We start from the raw sequence: 2,100 nt of genomic DNA, 5'->3' as shown, positions 1-2,100 counted from the left end.
TCGTCGACGAGGGTCTCCAGGTGCTCCATGGAGGTCGCGGCCACCTTCAGGGTGTAGCAGTCGTCGCCGGTGGTGCGCAGGCACTCCAGGATCTCGCGGCGCTCGGCGAGCAGCCGGTGCAGCGGCTGGTGGCGGTTGCCCGGGTACTTGAGCCGGACGACGGCGAGCACCGGGTAGCCGACCTTGGCCAGGTCGACGGTGGCGTGGTAGCCGGTGATGACGCCCAGCGACTCCAGGTTCCGTACGCGCTCGGTGGTGGCGGACGGGCTGAGGTTGACCCGGCGGCCCAGCTCGCTGAGGGAGATCCGGGCCTCCCGCTGGAGCTGCTCGATGATGGCCCAGTCGGTGTCGTCAAGATTCGCGGTCATCGGAGGATATTACCGGGGGATTCGTGGGCGACGGCGGCTTCTGCCGGGAGGATCGGGTTCCGTGCGGCGTGATCGCCGCAATAGCCTCTGGGCATGCAACTTGGCGTCAACGTACCGAACTTCGGGCCGGGCACCGACCCCGGCGTGCTGCGCGAGTGGGCGCGGGTGGTGGAGGGGCTCGGCTTCGACCTGCTGATGGTGTCGGACCACGTGGCCGTGACGGCGGATGTGGCCGAGCGGTACCCCGAGCCGTTCTACGACCCGTTCACCACGCTGTCCTGGCTGGCGGGGATCAGCGGAGGCCGGCTGCGGCTGGGCACGACGGTGCTGGTGCTGCCGTACCGGCACCCGCTGCTGGTGGCGCGGATGGCGAGCAGCCTGCACCGGCTCAGCGGCGGGCGGTTCGTGCTCGGCGTGGGGGTCGGCTGGGCGCGGCAGGAGTTCGAGGCGCTCGGGGTGCCGTTCACCGCGCGGGGGCGGCTGACCGACGAGTACCTGGGGGCGCTGCGGGAGGCCTGGGAGGGCTCGCAGGCCCCGCAGGTGTGGGTCGGCGGGCACAGCGAGGCGGCTCTGCGGCGAGCGGCCGAGTTCGGTGACGCCTGGCACCCGTTGCGGCTCTCGATGGGGCGGATGCGGGATGTGGTGACGCTGCGTCAGTTGCCGGGGTTCGCGCCGAGGATCGCGTTGCGGCTGACGGACGAGCCGGTGGCTGATCCCGAACGGCCCGCCGGGGTGGGGGACTTGGCGCAGATGATGGGCGACCTCCGGGAGCTGCGCGAGCTGGGCGCGGAGACCGTGGTGCTGGATCCGTACCGCGGGGATCCGGAGGAGACCAGGCGGCCCGAGGCCGCGTGGCGGGCGCTCGATTCGGTGGCTACGGGATGGAAGGCGGAACGGTGATCACGGCTGCCGACGAGGCGCTGCTGCGGCGCGCGATCGGGATCGCGGCCCGCGCGGTGGAGGCGGGGGACGCGCCGTACGGCTCCCTGCTGGCCGGGCCGGACGGGGACGTCCTGGCGGAGGCCCACAACACGGTGCGGCGGGACGCGGACATCACGGCGCACCCCGAGCTGAAGCTCGCCCGGTGGGCGGCCCGGGAGTTGGAGCCCGAGGTGGCCGCGGGCACGACCATGTACACCAGCTGCCAGCCCTGCGGCATGTGCGCGGGGGCACTGGTGCGGTCGGGCATCGGACGGGTGGTGTACGCGCTCGCGACCGAGCAACTGGTCGAGCTCAATCCGGAGTCGGGCGCCTGGCCGGTGGTGGCGCAGGACGGGCCGGCGCTGTTCGAGGAGGCGCGCGGGCCGATCGACGCGTACTACCGGGCGGATTGACGGTGGCGGACGGGCCGGACACGGGGTGGAGTTACGGCAGGACGCTCCGTTCCGTGGGCGCCCCCGACGCCCGTACGCGTCGGGGGCTGCGGCACGATGGAGTTCGTGGCAGAGCGGAGATTCGAGTACGCACCGGCGGGGACGCTTCCGGGGTTGTTGCAGCGTGGCCGGGGGCTGGGCGCGCGGATGGCGGCGGAGGATCCGGCGGCCGCCGCCGAGCTGGTGTACGGCTGCATCCGCTGGGAGTGGCGGTGGGACTCGCAGACCGACCAGCGGGATCTGTACCTGGCGCGGCTGCTCCGGGACCTGGAGTTGCCGCTCGGGCCGGTGGTCGACATGGCGGCGACGGGCGGGGGCGCCCGGGAGAGGGCCACGGGGGTGCTGGAGCTGTTGGCGTC

At 73.2% G+C, this 2,100-nt stretch carries 3 protein-coding genes and 1 pseudogene; 3 read left to right on the top strand and 1 reads right to left on the bottom strand.

Annotated features, from left to right (window positions below; all coding sequences use genetic code 11):
- Positions 1-368, bottom strand: a 368-nt coding sequence (locus tag J0670_RS36595) for an Lrp/AsnC family transcriptional regulator (RefSeq protein ID WP_207817094.1), incomplete at its 3' end; no start/stop codon positions are given.
- A 93-nt stretch (positions 369-461) separates the two neighbouring features.
- Here J0670_RS36595 and J0670_RS36590 point away from each other — a divergent pair.
- The 3 genes and pseudogenes from J0670_RS36590 to J0670_RS36580 form a co-directional block, all read left to right on the top strand.
- Entirely contained in the window at positions 462-1,268 is an 807-nt protein-coding gene (locus J0670_RS36590; RefSeq protein WP_207817093.1) for an LLM class flavin-dependent oxidoreductase, read from the top strand.
- Positions 1,265-1,702, top strand: coding sequence for a nucleoside deaminase (locus J0670_RS36585; protein ID WP_207817092.1), 438 nt, complete (start codon positions 1,265-1,267; stop codon positions 1,700-1,702). The genes J0670_RS36590 and J0670_RS36585 overlap by 4 nt, the downstream gene beginning before the upstream one ends.
- 105 nt (positions 1,703-1,807) lie before the next feature.
- Positions 1,808-2,100, top strand: a pseudogene (locus J0670_RS36580) (hypothetical protein); the annotation flags it as partial.

The sequence above is a fragment of the Streptomyces sp. FH025 genome, assembly GCF_017427025.1.
In the GTDB taxonomy this organism is placed as follows: Bacteria; Actinomycetota; Actinomycetes; order Streptomycetales; family Streptomycetaceae; genus Kitasatospora.
Note: the sequence above shows the minus strand (reverse complement) of the source record. Positions and strands in the feature narration are given on the sequence as shown.

Coding starts and splice junctions, on each gene's coding strand:
- J0670_RS36590 (WP_207817093.1), top strand. CDS start 462: ATGCAACTTGGCGTCAACGTACCGAACTTCGGGCCGGGCACCGACCCC.